18 protein-coding genes are annotated in these 21,566 nt (G+C 73.2%); 5 read left to right on the top strand and 13 right to left on the bottom strand.

The features are described from left to right. Positions 1 to 98: 98 nt before the first annotated feature. Complete coding sequence (locus OHA37_RS10025) at positions 99 to 293, bottom strand: DUF3046 domain-containing protein (protein WP_214955542.1); 195 nt, start codon at positions 291 to 293, stop codon at positions 99 to 101. Positions 294 to 374: 81 nt separating this feature from the next. On the opposite strand from OHA37_RS10025, the gene OHA37_RS10030 reads away from it, so the two are divergent. Beyond that, entirely contained in the window at positions 375 to 1,349 is a 975-nt protein-coding gene (locus tag OHA37_RS10030; RefSeq protein WP_266903989.1) for a hypothetical protein, read from the top strand. Here the strand turns inward: OHA37_RS10030 and OHA37_RS10035 are convergent. Together OHA37_RS10035 and OHA37_RS10040 are read right to left on the bottom strand one after the other, a co-directional pair. Next, positions 1,318 to 1,626: an AzlD domain-containing protein gene (locus OHA37_RS10035; protein WP_266903990.1), complete on the bottom strand. Its 309-nt coding sequence runs from the start codon at positions 1,624 to 1,626 to the stop codon at positions 1,318 to 1,320. The two genes, OHA37_RS10030 and OHA37_RS10035, sit on opposite strands and share 32 nt — an antisense overlap. After that, a complete protein-coding gene (locus OHA37_RS10040) occupies positions 1,623 to 2,357 on the bottom strand; it encodes an AzlC family ABC transporter permease (protein ID WP_266903991.1) in 735 nt (244 codons plus the stop codon). Before OHA37_RS10040 ends, OHA37_RS10035 begins: the two co-directional genes overlap by 4 nt. Positions 2,358 to 2,423: 66 nt before the next feature. Between OHA37_RS10040 and OHA37_RS10045 the strand changes: the two genes are divergently transcribed. Beyond that, positions 2,424 to 3,227: a nucleotidyltransferase domain-containing protein gene (locus tag OHA37_RS10045; protein ID WP_266903992.1), complete on the top strand. Its 804-nt coding sequence runs from the start codon at positions 2,424 to 2,426 to the stop codon at positions 3,225 to 3,227. Here OHA37_RS10045 and OHA37_RS10050 read toward each other — a convergent pair. Beyond that, positions 3,224 to 4,477, bottom strand: a complete 1,254-nt coding sequence (locus OHA37_RS10050) for a DUF2716 domain-containing protein (RefSeq protein ID WP_266903993.1) — start codon at positions 4,475 to 4,477, stop codon at positions 3,224 to 3,226. The two genes, OHA37_RS10045 and OHA37_RS10050, sit on opposite strands and share 4 nt — an antisense overlap. A gap of 10 nt (positions 4,478 to 4,487) precedes the next feature. Then, positions 4,488 to 5,339, bottom strand: a complete 852-nt coding sequence (locus tag OHA37_RS10055; protein ID WP_266903994.1) for an AraC family transcriptional regulator — start codon at positions 5,337 to 5,339, stop codon at positions 4,488 to 4,490. 80 nt (positions 5,340 to 5,419) lie between these two features. Between OHA37_RS10055 and OHA37_RS10060 the strand changes: the two genes are divergently transcribed. From OHA37_RS10060 to OHA37_RS10070, 3 genes are all read left to right on the top strand, one after another. Continuing rightward, positions 5,420 to 10,042, top strand: a complete 4,623-nt coding sequence (locus OHA37_RS10060) for an ATP-dependent helicase (protein WP_266903995.1) — start codon at positions 5,420 to 5,422, stop codon at positions 10,040 to 10,042. A gap of 833 nt (positions 10,043 to 10,875) precedes the next feature. Then, positions 10,876 to 11,718: a DNA-formamidopyrimidine glycosylase family protein gene (locus tag OHA37_RS10065; RefSeq protein WP_266903996.1), complete on the top strand. Its 843-nt coding sequence runs from the start codon at positions 10,876 to 10,878 to the stop codon at positions 11,716 to 11,718. Between the two features lie 36 nt (positions 11,719 to 11,754). After that, entirely contained in the window at positions 11,755 to 12,522 is a 768-nt protein-coding gene (locus OHA37_RS10070; protein WP_266903997.1) for an SDR family NAD(P)-dependent oxidoreductase, read from the top strand. Positions 12,523 to 12,584: 62 nt separating this feature from the next. On the opposite strand, the gene OHA37_RS10075 is transcribed toward OHA37_RS10070, so the two are convergent. From OHA37_RS10075 to OHA37_RS10110, 8 genes are all read right to left on the bottom strand, one after another. Further along, positions 12,585 to 12,869: a hypothetical protein gene (locus OHA37_RS10075; protein ID WP_266903998.1), complete on the bottom strand. Its 285-nt coding sequence runs from the start codon at positions 12,867 to 12,869 to the stop codon at positions 12,585 to 12,587. Positions 12,870 to 13,147: 278 nt separating this feature from the next. Further along, on the bottom strand, positions 13,148 to 13,528 hold the full coding sequence (locus OHA37_RS10080) for a helix-turn-helix domain-containing protein (protein ID WP_112451800.1): 381 nt from the start codon (positions 13,526 to 13,528) through the stop codon (positions 13,148 to 13,150). 109 nt (positions 13,529 to 13,637) lie between these two features. After that, positions 13,638 to 14,192 carry a CinA family protein gene (locus OHA37_RS10085; protein ID WP_266903999.1) on the bottom strand — a complete coding sequence of 185 codons (555 nt, stop codon included), beginning with the start codon at positions 14,190 to 14,192 and terminating at the stop codon, positions 13,638 to 13,640. Positions 14,193 to 14,239: 47 nt separating this feature from the next. Continuing rightward, positions 14,240 to 14,896, bottom strand: coding sequence for a CDP-diacylglycerol--glycerol-3-phosphate 3-phosphatidyltransferase (gene pgsA, locus OHA37_RS10090; protein WP_266881436.1), 657 nt, complete (start codon positions 14,894 to 14,896; stop codon positions 14,240 to 14,242). Further along, positions 14,893 to 16,401 (bottom strand): 30S ribosomal protein S12 methylthiotransferase RimO, encoded by a 1,509-nt coding sequence (gene rimO / locus OHA37_RS10095; protein WP_266904000.1) that lies wholly within the window; start codon positions 16,399 to 16,401, stop codon positions 14,893 to 14,895. The genes pgsA and rimO overlap by 4 nt, the downstream gene beginning before the upstream one ends. Positions 16,402 to 16,527: 126 nt before the next feature. Beyond that, complete coding sequence (locus tag OHA37_RS10100; protein ID WP_266904001.1) at positions 16,528 to 17,424, bottom strand: helix-turn-helix domain-containing protein; 897 nt, start codon at positions 17,422 to 17,424, stop codon at positions 16,528 to 16,530. A 204-nt stretch (positions 17,425 to 17,628) separates the two neighbouring features. Next, the gene (locus OHA37_RS10105) at positions 17,629 to 20,448 is read right to left on the bottom strand and encodes an FtsK/SpoIIIE family DNA translocase (RefSeq protein ID WP_266904002.1); all 2,820 of its coding nucleotides are present in this window, start codon (positions 20,446 to 20,448) and stop codon (positions 17,629 to 17,631) included. A gap of 202 nt (positions 20,449 to 20,650) precedes the next feature. Next, positions 20,651 to 21,337, bottom strand: a complete 687-nt coding sequence (locus tag OHA37_RS10110) for a response regulator (protein ID WP_266904003.1) — start codon at positions 21,335 to 21,337, stop codon at positions 20,651 to 20,653. Between the last annotated feature and the right edge of the window lie 229 nt (positions 21,338 to 21,566).

Raw genomic sequence — 21,566 nt, forward strand, 5'->3', positions numbered from 1 at the left:
AGTCTGTCCCACCGGCGCCGCGAACCACGAAGCGGTCGCCGTGACCTCGCCCGCGCCGCACGGAGCGGGCGGCCCGCCGACCGCGGGAACGGCAGGAACTAGCGCAGCGAGGCGGGCACGTCCACAGCCGAACACACCGCGCGCCACACGTCCTTGGCCTCCCAGCCCGCGTCCAGCGCCTCGTGCACCGTGCGTCCCCCGAGCTCCGTCATGACGTGGTCCCGCGCGAAGGAGTCCGCGTAGCCCGCGCCGAAGTGCTCGGCCATCCGCTCCCAGAAAATCGTCAACCGCATGCCTCCAGTATCCCGCCCCGGAGAGTGCACCCTCCCCGTTCGGGCCACTTCGGCGCCGCCCGGGCCCCTACGGTTCCTGGCATGCCTGGAGACGAAACCCGCGCCCCGGCGGCGCCGACGGCGACGAGTGCGCCCGCCCGCGCCGAGCAGTTCATCTGGCTCACGGCCCGCGTGCTGGAGCAGCGGCGGTTCGCGTTCCACTTCCTCGGCGGGGACGCCGACCCTGTCGATGCCGCCCTCGGCGCCTACCTCGGCGCCGACGGCGGATACGGCCACGCCCTCGACCCGGATCTGCGCGGTCCGCTGAGCCACCCGCTGCACACCGCCCACGCCCTGCGCGTCCTGGACGGCCTGGGCCGCTGCGCCGGACAGCGCATCGAGCGGCTCTGCGCCCACCTGATCCGCGTCTCCACCCCCGAAGGCGCGCTTCCGGCGACGGCTCCGGACTCCGGCGGCTACCCGGCCGCCCCCTACCACCGGCTGCACGACGATCCGCCGGGCGACCTGCTGGCCACCGGCCCCGTCGTCGGGATCCTGCACCGCAACCGGGTGTGGCACGCGTGGCTGTTCCGGGCGACGGACTTCTGCTGGGACCGGGTGGAGAACCTGCGCCACTGGCACCCGTACGAGGTCCGGAGCGCGGTGGCCTTCCTCGACGGGGTCCCCGACCGGGCCCGGGCGTCGGCGGCCGCCGACCGGCTGGGGCGCCTCGTCCGCGAGCAGCGGCTCGTCGTACTGGACCCCGCGCGGCAGGACGCGTACCCGCCGGTCCCCGGCCACGCGCCGGGCGAGCACCTGTACCCGTACGACTTCGCCCGCCGCCCGGAGTCCCTCGCGCGCGGCTGGTTCACGGACGCGGAGCTGTACGGCTCGCTGCGCTTCCTGGCCGACCTGCAGCAGCCGGACGGCGGCTGGCCGGTGCACCGCGCGGCGTGGGCGCCGGGCAGCTCGCTGGAGCGGCGCCCGATCGCCACGCTGGAGGCGCTGCTGACCCTGCGCGCGTACGGCCGACTGCCCGGCTCGGTCAGCCTCCCAGGGCCCGCAGCCCCGCGGTGACGACGACGGCCGCCGCGACCACGACGAGGAACGGGGCCCGCAGCAGCAGCGCGACCGCGGCGGCCGCGAGCCCGGCGGCGCGGGCGTCGAGGACGAGCTCCTGCCCGGTGGCGAAGGTCTGCTGCGCGGTGAGCGCGGCGAGCAGCGCGACCGGCAGGAGCGCGGCGAGCTTGCGCACCGCGGGCCGCTCCAGGGCGCCGGCGGGGACGAGCAGTCCGGCGAGCTTCACGGCGTAGCAGCCGACGACGGTGAGTCCGATGGCGATCCAGACGTTCACGAGCGGCGTCCCTTCATCCACAGCACGATCGGCGCGGCCAGCGCCGCGATCAGCACGGGCACCCCGGCGGGCAGTACGGGCAGCAGGCCCAGCCCGAGCACGAGGGCGAGCGCGGCGACGGCCCGCTCGGTGCCGGTCTTGAGCATCGGCGCGAGCAGCGCGAGGAACACGGCGGGCCCGGCGGCGTCCAGCCCCCACGCCCTGGTGTCGCCGATGGCCTCGGCGCCGAGCGCGCCGAGCAGGGTGGTGAGGTTCCACAGGACGTAGAGGCTCAGCCCGGTCACGGTGAAGCCGAGCCGCGCCGACTTCCGGTCGGGCTGGGCCAGGGCCACGGCGGTGGTCTCGTCGATCACCCAGTGCGCGGCGAAGGGGCGTACGCCCTTGGGCAGCGCGAGCAGCTGGGACAGCCGCAGCCCGTAGAAGGCGTTGCGGGTGCCGAGGAAGAAGGCCCCGGCGGCGGCCGTGAACGGATTCCCGCCGGCGGCCAGGGCTCCGACCAGCGCGAACTGCGAGGCCCCGGTGAACACCAGCAGGCTGAGCACGCAGGCCTGGAGGGTGCTGACCCCGGACCCGGCGGCGGTCACCCCGAAGGCGAAGCCGGACAGCCCGACCGCCACGCCGACGCCGAGCGCGTCGCGTACGACGGCGGCGCGCGGCTTGTCGACCGCGGGCGCGCTGCCGGGAACCTCTCGGCCGGGCACCTCGTGCTCGGGTTCTTCTCGTATGGCCATCCGATGTTCTCCCACGCCCCGAAATTACGCGGGCCACGGCATCCGGGTCTTGTACGTTCTTGCACCATGCACGAAGTGATCAAGGAAATGGCGGACCGGCTGGCCGAGGTGCCCGGCGTCCGCGGGGTCATGCTCGGCGGCAGCCGGGCCCGCGGCGAGCACCGCCCCGAATCGGACTGGGACCTCGGCGTCTACTACCGCGGCGCCCTCGACCTCACCGCGCTCGGCGCACTGGCCGGCCCGGACGTGGAGGTCGCCGGACCGGGCGGCTGGGGCCCCTGGGTCAACGGCGGAGCCTGGCTGCGCGTCGACGGGGTGGCGGTGGACTGGATCCTGCGCGACCTGGACCGGGTGGAACGGGTGTGGCAGGAGTGCCGTGAGGGCCGCTACGAGGTGGGCGTGCAGCCGGGCCACCCCCTCGGCTTCTGGTCCCCGTGCTACCCGGGCGAGGTGGCCCTGGGCCAGGTCCTCGCGGACCCGTCGGGCGAACTGACCGCCCTGCGCACCACGACTTCGGCCTACCCGGAGCCGCTCCGCGACGCCCTGCTGGCCGGTGCCTGGGAGGCGGAGTTCCTCGCGGCGGGCGCCGCGAAGGGCGCGGCCCGCGCGGACGCCCTGTACGTCTCCCTCTGCCTGTCCCGCGCCTTCGGCGTCCTCATCCAGTCCCTGTACGCGGCGGACCGCCGCTGGTGCCTGAACGAGAAGGGCGCCCTGGCCGCGGCCGAGCTCCTGCCCTCGGCTCCGCCCGGCTTCGGCAAGCGCGTACGGGCCCTGCTGGGCGCCCAGGGCACGACGCCCGAGTCCCTGACGGCCACGGTGGCCGAGGCCCGCACCCTGATCGAGGAGACCCGCGCGGGCCTGGCGTCCTAGCCGTCCCGGCGCCGCAGCGGCTCACCCAGCAGCTCGGTGAGCTCCGCCTCCACGGCGGCGAGCAGCGGCCCGAACACGCACAGGGTCTGCTCCCAGGGGTGGCCGAAGGTGCCGAGGCGCATGTCCTCGGTGAGGTGGAGGTAGTAGTCGCCGTTGGGGTAGGTCCCCTCGCCCGGCGTGGGCGGTCGGCCGGGGATGCCGGTGCGGCGGGGGTCGTAGCGGTAGCCGTCGTGGTTCCAGTCGAGCCAGAAGACGGACTCCCCGGGTTCGGTGACGGCGATCAGCCCGCGCCGGACGATGTCGTCCAGCCGGGCGGAGAAGTCCGCGACGCGCGGCCGGCCGTGACCGTGGGCGTGCCAGGTGGCAGAGGGGGTGGGCTCCGAGATGCCGGGGAACCGGCTCACGGACGGCTTGAAGTCGAACGCGGCGTAGAAGCGGTCCCACAGCCGCCGGTCCAGCGCGGAGGTGCAGTCGACCAGCAGGGCGGGCCGCGTCGCCTCGGGTGTGCCCGGCGGGGTCCAGCGGTAGGAACGGACGGTGGTGATCTCGCGCAGACCGGCCTGCCCCAGCTCCTCACGCAAAGCGCCTTCGGCCTCCGCGAGCAGGTACCGCGGCCTCTTCTCGCCGCGCCGACGCTCCGCCCAGGCCCGGACGAACGCGCCCTCCGGTCGGCTGAGGCCGCCGACCACCACGAACTCCGTGCCGTGCACCAGCTCGGCCCAGCCCGCGGCCACCACCCGGCCCTCCGAGACGATCGTGTCGGCCCAGGGCTCCTCGCTGGCGTCGTCCGAAACTCCGTCCGCCTCGTACGTCGCCGGGCTCGTCCGGTGCGGACCCGAAGCAGCGGCCAGCGCGTGGACCTCCCCGGACAGGCCGCCGCGCCGACCGTGCACCTCGTCGTCCGCGCGCGGAGGCTCGATCGCGTCGAGGGGAGCGGCCAGCACGGAGCGTTCCGGCCCCGCGGTGAATCCGGCCCCGGTCAAGGCCTCGCCCAGGCCCGGGGAGTCGTGCCCGTAGACCTTCCATTCGGAGGGCTCGCACCGGTCCTCGAAGGCCGCGAGCTGCCGCCGGACCAGGGCGTCGAGTTCGGTCCCGGCCGCGAGTGCCACGTGCTCGGCCGTGCCGTGCGTCCCGTAGTGCCTGCGCACCACCGGCCCGTCGGCCTCGACCACCACCCCGACCGGGTGCCATTCGGGGACTCCGCCCCGGAGCTGTTCGTCGTGCCGTGCCAGCAGTTCCCCCGTATCCATGATCGGGACCCTAACCGCCCGCCCGCCCCCGCCGGTAGGCGCCCGGCGGCACCCCCACGATGCGCGTGAAGTGCCGGTTCAGGTGCGGCTGGTCGGTGAAGCCGACCGTGACGGCCGCCTCCGCCGGCGGGATCCCCGCGTCGAGCAGCCGCCGCGCCCGCCGGACCCGGGCGTCGGTCAGCCAGGTGTGCGGGGGCATGCCGTACCGGTCCCGGAAGGCCCGCAGCAGGGCGAAGGGGCTGGTCCCCAGCTCCGCCGCGAGCTGCTCCAGCGAAGGGGGCTCCCCCATCCGCTCCTCCAGCACGGCCCGGGCCCGCTCCGCGTCGGCGGCCCCCGCCCGGCCCGCCGCACGGGCGGGCAGCGGCCCGGCGTGCCGGGTCAGCATCCGCGCCACCACCCCGCGCAGCAGGGTGTCGGCGGCCAGCGCGTTGCCGGCCTCGGCGGCCCGGTGAACCTCGGTGATGGCCCGCGAGGCCTGCGGGTCGGCGACCATGTCGGCGGTGAAGCCGGGGGTTCCGCGCAGGGTCCCGATCTCGGTGGCGACCTCGGTGATCAGCGCCCGGGAGGGGTAGAGGGTCGCGTAGGCCCAGCCCTCGGGGACTCCGGCGCGGGCGGTGTGCGGGACCTCGGGGTTGATCAGGACCACGCTGCCGGGTCCGGCGCGCAGGGTGTCTCCCGGCAGGCCGATCTCCTCGACTCCGCCGGTGACGGCCGCGATGACGTACCCGTCGTGGGCGTGGCGCGGGAAGGTGTGGCGTACGTAGTGGGCGCGCAGGAGGTCCAGCCCGGGCAGTTCCGCGTACTGCCAGTGCCGCGCCCACTCCCGGCGGCCCTCGTCCGCTCCGGTCGTCCCCGTGCCCATCCCCCCATTCTGCGCCCGGCCCGGCCGGGGTGTTTCCACAGGTCCGGACGGTTGTCAGTGGGACGGTGCACGATGGGGGCATGTCCGGTACCGCGCTCGACTCGTTCTCCCCCGCGACCCGTTCCTGGTTCACGGGGGCCTTCGTCTCGCCCACCTCCGCCCAGGAGGGCGCCTGGCGGGCCATCGGGGCGGGCTCGGACGTGCTGGTGGTGGCCCCCACCGGCTCCGGCAAGACCCTGGCCGCCTTCCTCGCCGCCCTCGACCAGCTCGCCTCGACCCCGCCCCCGGCCGATCCGAAGAAGCGCTGCCGGGTGCTGTACATCTCGCCGCTCAAAGCCCTGGCGGTGGACGTGGAGCGCAATCTCCGCAGCCCGCTGACCGGCATCCGGCAGGAATCGGTGCGCCTGGGCCTGCCCGAGCCGGAGATCCGGGTCGGGATCCGCTCCGGCGACACCCCGCCGGCCGAGCGGCGCGCGTTGGTGACCCGGCCGCCGGACATCCTGATCACCACGCCCGAGTCGCTGTTCCTGATGCTGACCTCGGCGGCCCGCGAGGCGCTGACCGGGATCGAGACGGTGATCCTGGACGAGGTGCACGCGGTCGCCGGGACCAAGCGCGGAGCCCATCTCGCGCTGTCCCTGGAGCGGTTGGACGAGCTGCTGCCCCGCCCCGCGCGCCGGATCGGACTGTCGGCCACGGTCCGCCCGGTGGAAGAGGTGGCCCGTTACCTGGCTCCGCGCGGCAAGGTGGAGATCGTCCAGCCGCCCTCCACCAAGGAGTTCGACCTGTCGGTGGTCGTCCCGGTCGAGGACATGGGCGAGTTGGGCGGTTCCCCCGCCACCGAGGGCAAGGAGGGCGGCGACAAGCCCTCCATCTGGCCGCACGTGGAGGAGCGGATCGCCGATCTGGTCCAGGCCCACCGGTCCACCATCGTCTTCGCCAACTCCCGCCGCCTCGCCGAGCGCCTGTGCAACCGGCTCAACGAGATCGCGTACGAGCGGGCCACCGGCGGCCCGCTGCCCGAGGGCCCGCCCCCGGCCGAGATCATGGCCCAGTCGGGGGCGGCCCAGGGCGCTCCGCCGCTGATGGCCCGCGCCCACCACGGCTCGGTGTCCAAGGAGCAGCGGGCGCTGGTGGAGGAGGACTTGAAGGCGGGCCGGCTGCCCGCCGTGGTCGCCACCTCCAGCCTGGAGCTCGGCATCGACATGGGCGCGGTCGACCTCGTCATCCAGGTGGAGTCCCCGCCCTCCGTGGCCTCCGGGCTCCAGCGGGTGGGCCGGGCCGGGCACCAGGTGGGCGCGGTCTCCACCGGGGTCGTCTTCCCAAAGTACCGGGGCGACCTCGTCCAGGCGGCCGTGGTCACCGAGCGGATGCGCACGGGCTCGATCGAATCCCTGCGGATCCCCTCCAACCCGCTGGACGTCCTCGCCCAGCAGCTCGTCGCGATGACCGCGATGGACACCTGGCAGCTGGACGACCTGCTCGCCCTGGTGCGGCGGGCGGCCCCCTTCGCGGCGCTGCCGGACTCGGCCTTCACGGCGGTGCTGGACATGCTGGCCGGCCGCTATCCCTCGGACGCGTTCGCCGAGCTCAGACCCCGCGTCGTATGGGACCGCGTCGCCGGTACGATCACCGGCCGGCCCGGCGCCCAGCGGCTCGCGGTCACCTCCGGCGGGACCATCCCGGACCGCGGCCTCTTCGGCGTCTTCCTGGCCGGCTCCGACCCGAAGAAGGGCGGCGGCCGCGTCGGCGAGCTCGACGAGGAGATGGTCTACGAGTCCCGCGTCGGCGACGTCTTCACCCTCGGCACCACCTCCTGGCGGATCGTGGACATCACCCGCGACCGCGTCCTGGTCACCCCCGCCCCCGGGGTCCCGGGGCGGCTCCCGTTCTGGAAGGGCGACCAGCTGGGCCGCCCGCTGGAGCTGGGCCGCGCGGTCGGCGCGTTCCTGCGCGAGCTCGGCGGCCTCACCGCCGAGGACGCACGCCTGCGGCTGCTGGCGGCGGGCCTGGACGCCTGGGCCGCGGAGAACGTCCTGTCCTACCTCGCCGAACAGCGCGAGGCCTGCGGCCACGTACCGGACGACCGGACCATCGTCGTCGAGCGGTTCCGCGACGAGCTCGGCGACTGGCGGGTCGTCGTCCACTCCCCCTTCGGCGCCCAGGTGCACGCCCCCTGGGCCCTGGCGCTCGGCGCCCGCCTCTCCGAGCGGTACGGGATGGACGCGCAGGTCATGCACGCCGACGACGGCATCGTGCTCCGCCTCCCGGACGCGGACCTGCTGAACATGGACCTGGACCTGCTGGACCACGACCCGGCGCGGGGCCCCTCCTCCGGCTCCTCGGCTTCCCCGGCCTCCTTCGACTTCGACGACGACAAGCCCCCGCTGGGCGCGGCGGACGTCGCCTTCGACCACGGGGACGTCCAGCAGATCGTCACCGACCAGGTGGGCGGCTCCGCGCTGTTCGCCTCCCGTTTCCGCGAGTGCGCGGCGCGCGCCCTGCTGCTGCCGCGCCGCAATCCGGGCAAGCGCACCCCCCTGTGGCAGCAGCGCCAGCGCGCCTCGCAACTGCTTCAGGTGGCCTCCGAGTTCGGTTCCTTCCCGATCGTGCTGGAGGCCGTACGGGAATGCCTGCAGGACGTCTTCGACGTGCCCGGCCTGACCGAGCTGATGGGGGACATCGAGGCACGCCGGGTCCGCCTCGTCGAGGTCACGACGCCCGAGCCCTCCCCCTTCGCCCGCTCCCTGCTCTTCGGGTACGTCGCCCAGTTCCTCTACGAGGGCGACTCGCCGCTCGCCGAGCGCAGGGCGGCCGCGCTGTCGCTGGACTCCCGGCTGCTGGCCGAACTGCTCGGCCAGGCGGAGCTCCGCGAGCTGCTCGACGCGGACGTGCTGACGGAGCTGGAGCGGGAGCTCCAGTGGCTGACCGAGGACCGGCGGGCCAAGGACGCCGAGTCGGTGGCCGACCTGCTGCGCCTGCTGGGCCCGCTCACCCCGGCGGACCTGGCCGCCCGCGGCGCGGAGCCGCAGTGGGCTCCGTCCCTGGCCGCCTCCCGCCGGGCGATCCGGGTCCGGATCGCCGGCGAGGACCACTGGGCGGCCATCGAGGACGCGGGCCGGCTGCGCGACGCACTGGGCACGGCGCTCCCGGTGGGCGTCCCGGAGGCCTTCACCGAGCCGGTGAAGGACCCCCTCGGCGACGTCCTGGCCCGGTACGCCCGCACCCACGGCCCCTTCACCACGGTCACCGCCGCCGCCCGCTTCGGGCTGGGCACGGCCGTGACGGACGGCGCGCTGCACCGGCTCGCGGCGGCCGGGCGGGTGGTCCAGGGCGAGTTCCATCCGGCGGGCATCGGCCAGGAGTGGTGCGACGCCACCGTCCTCCGACGGCTCCGGCGTCGCTCCCTCGCCGCCCTGCGCCAGGAACTGGAGCCGGTCCCTCCCGCCTCCCTCGCCACCTTCCTCCCCCAGTGGCAGCACCTGGGCGGAGCCCTGCGCGGCGTCGACGGCCTGGCCCGCGCGATCGAGCAGCTCCAGGGCGCCGCGGTTCCCGCCTCCGCCCTCGAACGCCTGATCCTCCCGTCCCGTGTGGCGGACTACTCCCCCACCCTCCTGGACGAGCTGACCACCACGGGAGAAGTCCTCTGGGCCGGCGCGGGCGCCCTGCCGGGCAAGGACGGCTGGATCTCCCTCTACCTCGCGGAGGCGGCCCCCCTCCTCCTCCCTCCCGCCCACCCCCTGGAGCTCACCCCGCTCCACGAAGCGACCCTCTCCGCACTCTCCGGCGGCTACGGCCTGTTCTTCCGCCAGCTCACGGACCGGGTCCGCGCGCTGCACCCGGACGCCTCCGACGCGGACCTCTCCTCCGCCGTCTGGGACCTGACGTGGTCGGGCCGCCTGACGAACGACACCCTGGCCCCCCTGCGCTCCCTCCTCGGCTCGGGACGCACGGCGGGCGCCACCGCCCACCGCGCCCGCCGTACGATCCCCCGCGGCCGCTACGGCACCCTCACCACCCCTGCCTCCCGTACGGGCCCGCCCACGGTGTCGGGCCGCTGGTCCCTGCTCCCGGTCCACGCCCCGGACCCGACCCACCGCGCACACGCCCTGGCCCGCACCCTGCTGGACCGCCACGGGGTGGTGACCCGGGGTGCGGTGGCCGCGGAAGGCGTGGAAGGCGGCTTCAGCGCGGTCTATCGCATCCTCTCCGCCTTCGAGGACAGCGGCCAGGCCCGCAGGGGCTACGTGGTCGAAGGGCTGGGCGCGGCCCAGTTCGCCATGGACGGCGCGGTCGACCGCCTCCGCGCCGCCGAGCGCACCCCGCCCCCTCTCGCCGCAGTGGTCCTCGCAGCCGCCGACCCCGCGAACGCCTACGGCGCCGCCCTCCCCTGGCCGGAGCCCCCGACCGGCGCCACCCACAAACCGGGTCGCAAGGCAGGTTCCCTGGTCGTCCTGGTCGACGGCGAACTCACCCTCTACCTGGAGCGCGGCGGCAAAACCCTCCTGGCCTGGCCCGACCCGGACGCCCCCGCCCTCACGGCCGCCCTGACAGCCCTCACCACAGCCTCCCGCAAGGGCACCCTCCCCACCCTCACCCTGGAACGCATCAACGCCGCCCCCTCCCTCACCTCCCCCTACGCCCCACCCATTGAAGCCACCGGCTTCCACGCCACCCCCCAAGGCCTCCGCCTCCGCCACTGACCAACACCCACCGCCATCACGCAGCCCCCAAACCCCACGGCCGACCACAGCCCAACCCACGAATACCGGGCCGAATCCCGCTCCCGAGGCCCCCAGGCCCCGGCAAACAGAGCCGGAACAAAGCCCGAGAAGCGCTTCCCATAACGCAGCCCCCAACAAGATCCGCGGCACAGCCCCAGGAAGGGGCCCAGGACACAGCCCGGGACCGGGGTCCGGGACCCCGGTCCCGGACCCCAGAAACGGGGTCCGGGGTCGGGGGCCCCGGAAACGGGGTCCAGGTCGCAGGGCAAACCCCGGGAGCGGAGTCCGGGACCCAGCGCGAACCCCGGAAACAGGGTCCAGGGCCCAGAGGCCCAGGGCGAAGCCCGGGAACGGGGCCCAGGGCTTAGCCCGGAAACGGAGTCCGGGGCGGAGGCCGGGAACGGGGTCCGGAACGAAGCCCGGAAACGGGGTCCGGGGCGCAGCCCCGGGGAACAGGGTCCGGGGCGCAGCCCCGGGGAACGGAGGAAGGGCGGGGCGGGGAGCAAACACCACGCAACCGCAGCGGCACCCGCACCATCCCCCAAGCCCCCCCCGGAACGAGTACCGGAGCGCAGCCCACCCACGGGCACCCCGCCCCAGCCCAGAGAGCCGAACCCAAGACGCCGCCCCAGGGCACCAACCCCGGGCCGAGGGCGAAGCCCGGAAACGGGGCCCAGGGCGCAGCCCAGCAGCAGGGTCCGGGGCGGAGCCCCGGGGAACGGAGGAAGGGCGGGGCGGGGAGCAAGCCCCGCGCAGCGGCACCCCGACGCCACCGCACCGCCCCGACCCCGCAGGAGCAGGAGAATGAAGACATGCCCGAAGGCGACAGCGTCTACCGCGCGGCGGCCCACCTCCGCGAAGCCCTCGCGGGCAAGGAACTCACCCGCTCCGACCTCAGAGTCCCCCGCTTCGCCACCGCGGACCTCACCGGCTTCACCACCCTCGAAGTGGTCCCCCGGGGCAAGCACCTGCTCATGCGCTTCGGCCCGCCACCGTCACAAAACACCGAGGCAGAAGCCACTCTCCACCCCCTCCACCCCCTCCTCACCCTCCACACCCACCTCCGCATGGACGGCACCTGGCGCATCCTCCCCACCACCGGCGCGCCCAAGCGCGCCCCCGCCCCCACCCACGAACTCCGCGTAATCCTCGGCACCACCACCCACACCGCCTTCGGCTACCGCCTCCCCGTCGTGGAACTGCTCCGCACCGCCGACGAACACCGCGCCGTCGGCCACCTCGGCCCCGACCTCCTGGGTCCCGACTGGGACGAGGCGGTCGCCGCCGCGAACCTCCTCGCCACCCCCGCCCGCCCCCTGGGCGAGGCCCTCCTCGACCAGCGCAACCTGGCCGGCATCGGCAACATCTACAAGGCCGAGCTCTGCTTCCTCGCCCAGGTCACCCCCTGGACCCCGGTCGGCTATCTGGCACCCCGCACCCTCCCCCGCCTCGCCGCCGCCGCACACCGGCTCCTCGACGCGAACAAGGCCCGCCACCGCAACACCACGGGCAGCCGCCGCCCCGGCCAGGACCTGTTCGTCTACGGTCGCGCCCACCGTCCCTGCCTGCGCTGCGGCACCCCCGTCCGCGAGGCCCCCCAGGACGGCCGCCCCACCTACTGGTGTCCCCGTTGCCAATCCGGCCCGACGCCTTAGTTGACGCCCCGTCAGATGCGGTCGTACCGTCCCCGCATGCCTACACCCAGCGCGTACGAACTCACCGGCCGGACCGCCCTGATCACCGGCGCCGCCAGCGGCATCGGCCGGGCCACCGCCGTACTCCTCGCCGAGGCCGGAGCCGCCGTGCACTGCGCGGACCGCGACGCCCAGGGCCTCCAGGAGACCGTGGAACTGATCACCAAGGCCGGCGGCCGGGCCACCGCCCACCCCCTCGACGTGACCGACCGCGCCGCGATCAAGGCGGCGATCGCCCAGGCCGGCCCGCTCGACATCACCGCCGCGATCGCCGGGGTCATGCACAGCAGCAGCGTTCTGGAGACGTCCGACGAGGACCTCGACCGGGTTCTGGACATCAACTTCAAGGGGGTGCTGCGCACCTGCCAGGAGGCGGCCCGCGCCATGATCGCGACAGGCCGGCCCGGTTCGATCATCACCATGGCCTCCGGCGCCGTGGACGCCGCCCAGCCCGGTTTGCTCTGCTACAGCGCCGCCAAGGCCGCCGTCGTCCAGCTGACCAAGACCCTCGCCACCGAGGCCGGCCCGCACGGCATCCGCGTCAACGCCGTCGCACCCGGCTGGATCCGCACCCCGATGACCGATCGGCACAGCCCCGAGGTCCAGGAGCAGACCGAGGCGATGATGACGCGGATGTCTCCGCTGCGCCGCGTGGGTGAGCCCGAGGACATAGCCCAGGCAGTGCTCTACCTCGCCTCGGACGCCTCGTCCTTCATGACGGGCCAGATCCTTCGCCCGAACGGCGGAGTCTCCATGCCCTGGTGACCCACCACCCGGCGCCCATCGCCCCGGCCACACACGCAGGACACATCACAAGCCCCACCCGATCACCCGGACCCCGGCGGCTCCCCGACCCCCACCGACCCGGCAGCAGCCCGCTCCCCACCGCTCCCCGGAACACCGCCACCGCCGTCCGCCGCCCCGCGGCGACGGCGGCCCACCGGTCCCGGCACGCAATGCACCGGCAGCAGCCCCAGCCCCCATCCTCCGACGGCGACCGCACCCTCCACCAACCCGGCCTCGGCCGGCGCCAGCACGAGCCGCAGCACGGCCCACCACCACAGGACGCCCACCGACAGCGCGAGGGCCAGACCCACGGGTATACCCAGCAACCGCCGCACGGCCACCTCCAGGGGCCGGAGACCCGAACGGGCCCATCCTCCCGCACCCGGCCCCCACCCGCACCCCGCCCGCTCCCCCTCCAAGCCCCACCGGAACGCCACCCAAACCACCCACGCCCCATGCGCCACACCCACACCCGCACACGCCGCACAACGGCAAAGAGCCCCGCCCGGCACCCAAAGGGCACCGGCCGGGGCTCCGGCCACACTCATACGCTCAGCACGCACGCACACACATTCACGCGCACAGGCGGACGCTCACGCACGCATCACGCGGCTACGACATTCACCGCTTCCACGGGCGCCTTGATGGTCACCCGTTCCGGGCCACCCGTGACCGAGGCCACGGATACCGAATTGAGCATCGGGCGGACCGGTGCGGACACCGGTTCGCTCGCCGCGGCGGACTGGGCCAGCTCGGCGAGCGAAAGCTCGTCGCTGACTTCCCGCATCAGCTCTGACATCCGTACGTCAAGCGCGTCGCAGATCGCGGAGAGCAGCTCGGAAGATGCCTCCTTCTGCCCCCGCTCCACCTCGGAGAGATAGCCGAGCGAAACTCGGGCGGACGAGGAGACTTCGCGCAGAGTACGGCCCTGGCGCTGGCGCTGCCGACGCAGCACGTCACCCAGCAGGCGACGGAGCAGAATCATCGGTGGCTCCCTCCTCTGACCGTGTAGCCGTAACCTTCACGCCCCACCGTACCGCCTCGCGCGGCGGCCGTGCGGGGAGCGATGTCGTGTTCACTCAGGGCTGCAAACATCAAATCCCCCCGTCCTGTTCCGTATCCTGCCCCCGCAGATTCTCGCGGAGTTCGCTCGCGAGCAGCTCGAGCACTGTCCGTGCACTCTCCCTACGGATTTCCGCGCGGGAGCCGTTCAACCTCAGCCGGGCCGTTTTCCTGACCCCGGGACCCGCCACGGCGATGAAAACGGTGCCCACCGGCTGCCCGTCCTGCGGGGCGGGACCGGCCACTCCGGTGGTCGCGATGCCCCAGGAGGCGCCGAGCACCCGCCGCACGCCGGCCGCCATCTCCTCCGCGACCTGCGGGTTCACCGCGCCCTGGGCCGCGAGCAGCCCGGCGTCCACGCCCAGCACCTGGTGCTTGAGCTCGGTCGCGTACGCCGTGACGGACCCGCGGAAGGACTTGGAGGCGCCCGGGACGGACGTGAGCTCCGCGGCCACCATGCCGCCGGTCAGCGACTCCGCAACAGCAACCGTACCGTTACTCTCCGCGAGGAGTCGCAGCACGTCGGCCGCAACAGCCTCGCCGTCCCCGGCAGCCCCCGCGGCATTCCGCGGCGCTTCACCGGCCATCGAAGATCCACCCGCCTCTTGCACCACCGCGTCATCCCCCGGCAGGTTCACCGCGCGGCACGCTCCGCGGCGAGCCCCTTGCGCCGGAGCACGACCGCCTGCCTGATGTAGTCCAAACCGGTGACGACGGTCAGGACGACGGCGGCCGCCATCACCCAGAACCGCAGCGTCGCCAGCGGCCCGGTCAGCGCGAGCACGTACATGCCCACCGCCACGCCCTGGGTCAGGGTCTTCAGCTTCCCGCCCCGGCTCGCCGGGATCACTCCGTACCTGATGACCCAGAAACGCATGAGCGTGATCCCGAGTTCCCGGCCGAGGATCACCCCGGTCACCCACCAGGGCAGATCGCCGAGCCACGACAGACACACCAATGCCGACCCCATGATCGCCTTGTCGGCGATGGGGTCGGCGATCTTCCCGAAGTCGGTGACCAGGTTGTACGTACGGGCCAGATGCCCGTCGAAGATGTCGGTGATCATGGCGACGGCGAACGCCGCCCACGCCAGCGCCCGCCAGACGGGGTCGTAGCCCCCGTCGGCGAGCAGCAGCATCACGAATCCCGGCACCAGGACCAGCCGGATCATCGTCAGGATGTTGGCGATGTTCCACAGGCTGGCCTGATTGACGGCCGCGGCGCCCAGCTTCGCGCCGGGCGCGGGCCGGCGGCCGGTCCCGCCCGCCGCAGATGCCGGGGCTCCGGTCATCCGGCCGCCTCCTCAAGATCCACGCCCAGGGGCTCCGCCACCAGGTCCACACCCAGGGTGCCGACCACCTTCGCCGTGACGATACGCCCCGGGACCAGGCCCGCGCCGTCCGTGAAGACGACCTGGCCGTCGGTCTCGGGTGCCTGGTGGGCGGCGCGCCCGTAGGCACCCTCGCCGTCCTCCGCCTCGTCGATCGGGACGACCGTCTCGACGAGCACCTCCAGCGTCTCCCCGATCCGCTCCTCCGCGCGCTGCGAAGTGAGCTCCTCGGCGAGGCGCTGCATGTGGGCGAGGCGCTCGGCGATGGTGTCGGCGTCCAGCTTGTTCTCGTACGTGACGGCCTCGGTGCCGTCCTCGTCGGAGTAGCCGAAGACGCCGATGGCGTCGAGCCGCGCACTGGTGAGGAAGCGCTCCAGCTCGGCGAAGTCCGACTCCTTCTCGCCGGGGAAGCCGACGATGAAGTTGGACCGGACGCCGGCCGTCGGGGCCTTGGAGCGGATGGTGTCCAGCAGTTCCAGGAACCGGTCGGTGTCACCGAAGCGGCGCATGGCGCGCAGCACGTCGGGGGCCGAGTGCTGGAAGGAGAGGTCGAAGTACGGGACGACCTTGGGGGTCGAGGTGAGTACGTCGATCAGGCCGGGCCGCATCTCGGCGGGCTGGAGGTAGCTGACGCGGACGCGCTCGATGCCGTCCACCTCGGCCAGCTCGGGCAGCAGGGTCTCCAGCAGGCGGATGTCGCCCAGGTCCTTGCCGTACGAGGTGTTGTTCTCGGAGACCAGCATGATCTCCTTGACGCCCTGCTCCGCGAGCCAGCGCGTCTCGCCCAGCACGTCGCTGGGGCGGCGGGAGATGAAGGAGCCGCGGAAGGACGGGATGGCGCAGAAGGAGCAGCGCCGGTCGCAGCCGGAGGCGAGCTTGACCGAGGCGACCGGGCTCTTGTCCAGCCGGCGGCGCAGCGGCGCACGCGGGCCGGAGGCGGGCGCGACGCCCTCCGGGAGGTCTGCGGGAGCGGCTGCCACCTCCTCGACGGGCGTCGACTGCGCGTGGCCCGGCAGGGCCACGTCGGCGTCCTGGCGCTGGGCCGGGCTGATCGGCAGCAGCTTGCGCCGGTCGCGCGGGGTGTGGGAGGCGTGGACGCCGCCGTTGAGGATGGTCTGGAGGCGGTCGGAGATGTCGGCGTAGTCGTCGAAACCGAGCACGCCGTCGGCCTCGGGGAGCGCTTCGGCAAGTTCCTTGCCGTAGCGCTCGGCCATACAGCCGACGGCTACGACGGCCTGCGTGCGGCCGTGATCCTTGAGATCATTGGCCTCCAGCAGGGCGTCTACGGAGTCCTTTTTGGCGGCTTCGACAAAGCCGCAGGTGTTGACGACGGCTACGTCCGCATCGGCGGCGTCCTCGACGAGCTCCCAGCCATCCGCCGCCAAGCGGCCTGCGAGCTCCTCCGAGTCCACCTCGTTACGGGCGCAGCCAAGAGTGACAAGGGCGACGGTACGGCGTTCGGGCATGGACTCAAGACTACTTCGTCCCGGCACCGGCCCCCGCCTCCCGTCCCGGACGGCAAGATCCCCGGAGTGCGGCGCGGCACCCCGGGGATCCGGAACGTTCTATTCCCTGCTGGTCAGGCCTGGCGGTCAGCCCGCCTGGGCCTGGCCCTGACGCGGGTCGTCCTTGGTGTATGTGAGACGTTCCACCTGTCCTGGCTGGAACTCGTCCTTGATCTCCTTGCCGTTCACGAAGAGCTTCACGACCCCGGCATCGCCGAGCACCAGGTCGATGGACTCCTTGTCCGTGAACGTCTTCGACTGACCCTGTTCGAGGGTGCCGTCGAAGAGGAGCCGGCCACTGTGGTCCTTGGCCGAGATCCAGCTTTCGCCGTCGTTGGCCGTCAGGACGACCGTGACGAGGTCCTTGGGCGCGGCGGCGATGGCGCTGTCCGAGGGCTCCGGCTTGGGAGCCGTAGGCGCCGGCGGCGCCTGGACCGAGGGCTTGGAGGCGTTGGGGGTGGGTGCGGGCTTCGGCGCGGCGGAACCTTCCGCCACCGGCCGCTTGGCCTTCTCGTCGGCGCCGCCGAAGGCCGTGAAGCCGACGAAGCCGATCACGGCGACGATGGCGGCGACCATGGCGGCGGTCCAATTGGGCCGCTGCCGTTCGGGGCGGATCCGCTCGGCTTCGAACATCGGCGCGGCGGGGGTGGGTGCCGGCCGGCCGCCGTGGGCCGCGTCGTAGCTGTCGATCAGGGGTTCCGGATCGAGTCGTACGGCACGGGCGAGCGTACGGATGTGGCCGCGGGCATAGACATCGCCGCCGCAGCGAGTGAAATCGTCGGATTCGATCGCGTGCACGATCGGGATGCGCACGCGGGTGGTGGAACTGACCTCGTCGACAGTCAGCCCGGCGGCGATCCGGGCCTTCTTGAGGGCCGTCCCGATGGACGGCTCTTCGACGGAACGTTCGACGAGACGGTCCTCGGACCGGTCGTCGGTCGAAGGCTGCTCATCTTCGGGGGAGTTGGCGTTGCCGATGGACACGAGGGCGCCTTTCGAGCGTGTAGCCACCTGCTGGAAGTCCAGTCTAGGGGGGTGACGAAAGGGTGAGGCAACCGGAGGGGGGACTTCCTACGCCATACGAATGGCCGGAGGGCTCCCGCCCGGTGCGGCGGCCCGGAACAAGCCGCCACCTCCCTCAACTAGACACGGGACCGGGGGAAACGGTTGCCCCCGGTCCTTTGTCCGTTACTCGGAAGTCTCCCCCCGGATCACGGCGAGCACGCCGTCGAGTTCGTCGGCCTTCAGCAGCACGTCGCGCGCCTTCGACCCCTCGCTCGGCCCGACGATCCCCCGCGACTCCATCAGGTCCATCAGCCGCCCGGCCTTCGCGAAGCCCACCCGCAGCTTGCGCTGGAGCATCGAGGTGGATCCGAACTGCGTGGAGACGACCAGCTCGGCCGCCTGGCACAGCAGGTCCAGGTCGTCGCCGATCTCCTCGTCGATCTCCTTCTTCTGCTTCTGCCCCACGGTGACGTCGTTGCGGAAGACCGGAGCCATCTGGTCCTTGCAGTGCTGCACGATCCCGGCGATCTCGTCCTCGGTGACGAAGGCGCCCTGGAGCCGCACGGGCTTGTTCGCGCCCATCGGCAGGAACAGCCCGTCGCCCTTGCCGATGAGCTTCTCCGCGCCCGGCTGGTCGAGGATGACCCGGCTGTCGGCGAGCGAGGAGGTGGCGAAGGCGAGGCGCGAGGGCACGTTCGCCTTGATCAGACCGGTCACCACGTCCACCGAGGGCCGCTGCGTCGCGAGCACCAGGTGGATGCCGGCCGCGCGGGCCAGCTGGGTGATGCGGACGATCGAGTCCTCCACGTCCCGCGGGGCCACCATCATCAGGTCGGCGAGCTCGTCGACGATCACCAGCAGGTACGGGTACGGGCTCAGCTCCCGCTCGCTGCCCGGCGGCAGTTTGATCTTGCCGTCGCGGATCGCCTTGTTGAAGTCGTCGATGTGCCGGTAGCCGAAGGCCGCCAGGTCGTCGTAGCGCAGGTCCATCTCGCGCACGACCCACTGCAGGGCCTCGGCCGCCCGCTTGGGGTTGGTGATGATCGGCGTGATCAGGTGCGGGATGCCCTCGTACGCCGTCAGCTCCACCCGCTTGGGGTCCACGAGCACCATCCGGACGTCCTCCGGGGTGGCCCGCACCATCACCGAGGTGATCAGGCAGTTGATGCAGGAGGACTTTCCGGAACCGGTGGCCCCGGCGACCAGCACGTGCGGCATCTTCGCCAGGTTGGCCATGACGTAGCCGCCCTCGACGTCCTTGCCGAGCGCCACCAGCATCGGGTGGTCGTCCTCGGCGGCGTCCGCCAGCCGCAGCACGTCCCCCAGGTTGACCATCTCGCGGTCGGTGTTCGGGATCTCGATGCCGACCGCCGACTTGCCCGGAATCGGACTGATGATGCGCACGTCGGGCGAGGCCACGGCGTAGGCGATGTTCTTGGCCAGCGCCGTGATCCGCTCGACCTTCACGGCCGGGCCCAGCTCCACCTCGTAGCGGGTCACCGTCGGTCCCCGGGTGAAACCGGTGACCTTCGCGTCGACCTTGAACTCCATGAACACGTTCGTCAGCGAGGCCACGACCGCGTCGTTCGCGGCGCTGCGGGTCTTGCCCGGCCCACCCTTCTCCAGCAGGTCCAGCGAGGGCAGGGAGTACGTGATGTCCCCGCGCAGCTGGAGCTGCTCGGCGCGGGGCGGCAGCGCCTGGGTCTCGGGCGGGGCCTTCGTCAGGTCGGGTACGGACAGGGTTCCGGAGGCCGCCGCGGTGGTGTCGGTCGGCGCGGCCGCGGCGGCGGACTTCTCCTCGCGGGCCGGCTGCTCCTCGCGCGCGGGCCCCTCCTCGCGGGCCGCCGGAACCGGAGCGGTGATCTCTGAACCTTCGCGACCTTCGCGCTCCCCCGAGATGCCCTGCGTGAGGTCGGCGACGAGCGGGGAGGGCGGCATCCCGCCGTACACCACCCCGTCCAGCGCGGCGGCGGCCGCCGCGGCCACGTCGACGGCGTCCATCCCCCGGTCCATGGGCCGGCCCGCGGACCGCCGGGGGCGCCGCCGCCGGGCGAGCGCCTCCTCCTCGGCGGCCTCCGCCGGGTCCCCCGGCCCGCCGGCGCCGGAGCGGGCCCGCCACTGCTCGGCGTCATGCCGGTCCGCGGCGGCCGAGGCCGCGCCCGCGGAGTCCCCGTGCTCCGCGGACGCCGCGTACTCGTCGTCGTACTCGTTCGGAGCGATGATCCCGAGCCGGATCCCCGCGCTCCGCAGCCGCTGCGGGATCGCGTTGACGGGGGTGGCGGTGACCACCAGCAGCCCGAAGACGGTGAGCAGCACCAGCATCGGCACGGCCAGCGGTGCGCCCATCGTGAAGATCAGCGGCTTCGAGGCTCCCCAGCCGATCAGCCCGCCGGCGTTCTGCATGGCGGTGGTGCCCTCGTCGCGCCCGGGGGCTCCGCAGGCGATGTGCACGAGCCCCAGGACTCCGATGACCAGCGCGGAGAGCCCGATGCCGATGCGGCCGTTGGCGTCGGCCTGTTCGGGATGGCGGATGAAACGTACCGCCATGACGCCGAGCAGGACCGGCACGAGCAGGTCGAGCCGCCCGAAGGCGCCGGTGACCAGCATGGTCACCAGGTCCCCCACGGGCCCGCTCAGGTTCGACCAGGTCCCGGCGGCCACGATCAGCGCGAGCGCGAGCAGCAGCAGGGCGAGCCCGTCCTTGCGGTGGGCCGGGTCGAGGTTCTTCGCGCCCTGGCCGATGCCGCGGAAGATCGCGCCGACCGCGTGCGCGATGCCGAGCCAGAAGGCGCGCAGCAGCCGCAGCACTCCCCCGGTGGGGGACGGCGCGGGCTTGGCCGCCACCTTCTTGACGGGCGCGCGCTTCGCGGCGGGCGACGCCTTCTTGGCGGGCGGCTTGCGGGCTGGGGCAGCCTTCTTCGCCGGCGCCGTCGTACGGCCGGTGCGGCCCTTCGCGGTGCCCGCCGTGCTCTGGGAACCCTTACCGGACGTACTTGAGGCCATGCGACCGAGGTTACCGGGGCGAGCGCCGGTGGACACGCGTGCCCACCCCTTCACCCGTTCGTGTCGTTCCGAGTCCGGGACGGGAGGCGCCCGCGCCCTCGGCCCGTACCGGCGGCCTCCCATGACGCTCCGCCAGACCTGACGGACCGCCAAGCGGGGCCGCACGGCAGGCCACGCCGGGCCGCGAGGGCCCGAGCGGAGCTCAGCCCTGAGCGGGCAGTACGGGAGTACCGCCGCCGGTCCCCGGCTCCAGCGCGTCGAGCGCCCGCCGCAGACCGGTGAGCTTGCGCTCCAGATGGGCCGCGGTGGCCACCACCGAGGGATCGGCCGCCTCTTCACCGAGCTGCTTGGTCAGCGCCTCCGCCTGCTCCTCCACCGCGGCGAGCCGCGCGGAGAGCTCGGCCAGCAGGCCGGCCGTCTCCTTGGAGCCGTCCACCGCCCCGTTGGAGCTGCCGCCCTCCAGCTGGAGCCTCAGCAGCGCCGCCTGCTCGCGCAGTTGGCAGTTCTTCGTATACAGCTCGACGAAGACCGAGACCTTGGCCCGCAGCACCCACGGGTCGAAGGGCTTCGAGATGTAGTCCACCGCGCCCGCCGCGTACCCGCGGAAGGTGTGGTGCGGACCGTGGTTGATCGCCGTGAGGAAGATGATCGGGATGTCCCGGGTCCGCTCCCGCCGCTTGATGTGCGCGGCCGTCTCGAACCCGTCCATGCCCGGCATCTGCACGTCGAGCAGGATGACCGCGAAGTCGTCCGTCAGCAGCGCCTTGAGCGCTTCCTCCCCCGACGACGCCCGGACCAGTGTCTGATCGAGCGCGGAGAGGATGGCCTCCAGCGCCAGCAGATTCTCCGGCCGGTCGTCGACCAGGAGGATCTTGGCCTTCTGCACCATGCCCTGTCCTCCTCGCCCCGGCATGGGGCCTCCCCGGCTCCTGGCTCCGGCCTGTGCGCCGGGCCCCGCCCCAGAGGACGGCATCCTTGCGCCGTCCGTCCTTGTGCCGGTCATCGTAGCCCCAGTCCCGAGATCGCCACACCCTGTCACCAAGATGTCACAGCGCACGAAGCGGAAACGTGGTGGAAGGGCAGAAGGTTCCCACGGGAGTTGTCCTCCGCCCGCCCGG

Origin of the sequence: Streptomyces sp. NBC_00335, assembly GCF_036127095.1 — a bacterium.
Taxonomy (GTDB): domain Bacteria; phylum Actinomycetota; class Actinomycetes; order Streptomycetales; family Streptomycetaceae; genus Streptomyces.